A 669-nucleotide genomic window follows, 5' to 3' on the forward strand; every position below is an offset into this window, starting at 1 on the left:
CGTGGCGGATTGTTTACCTAGGTCTTGCCAGTTGATGTCTCTTAGGTATTTAACTGGGTCGCCTTTACCGAGCTTGCGTAAAACTGCAAGCGCAGCAGAGAGTGATTCTCCGGTATTTTTTAAGATAACCTTGCCTACGCCTTTAACTGCTGAGCCCACTACCGGCACTAAACCAATACCCGTTAGGGTAAAGGCAAGCCAAGCGTCGGTGTCGTTGGCTTCATCATCGTCGGTCAGTAACATGACATTGGCGATGATATCTCGTAAATCCATGACTTGGTCAATAATTGGTATCATGGAAATCAAGGTACCTACCACGATTTGTGACGTGGAGGGGTTTTGATTAAAGTCGCCTTGCAGTGTGCCCCACAACCAATCACCAGCTTGGGTTGCAATGCCATTGGCTTCTATCAGTGGTGCGGTATTGCCGCTGCGTACCATTTCAGCCGCTCGCGCTGGGGTGATTTGTCCATACAGTGGGTTTTTAGGGCGATTATCTTCTGGCAGGTAATCGCGTTTATCCTCACCATATTGCACGGTGTATTGACCTGGCGGTGCATTCTCAATTTTTGCTTTACCGCTGTCGTCTAAGTTACCAGTCAACTCTGTGCCGTTTGCAAATCGAATGGTATAAGGTGCGCCCATAATTGGGCTGCCATCTTGATAAGT

The 669-nt window shown here is 48.1% G+C and carries 1 pseudogene; it reads right to left on the reverse strand.

Annotation, left to right across the window (positions count from 1 at the left end):
- Positions 1-645: pseudogene (locus tag CKO50_RS24505) on the reverse strand (hypothetical protein); the annotation flags it as partial.
- Between the last annotated feature and the right edge of the window lie 24 nt (positions 646-669).

The organism is Pseudoalteromonas sp. HM-SA03 (genome assembly GCF_002289345.1).
Taxonomy (GTDB): domain Bacteria; phylum Pseudomonadota; class Gammaproteobacteria; order Enterobacterales; family Alteromonadaceae; genus Pseudoalteromonas.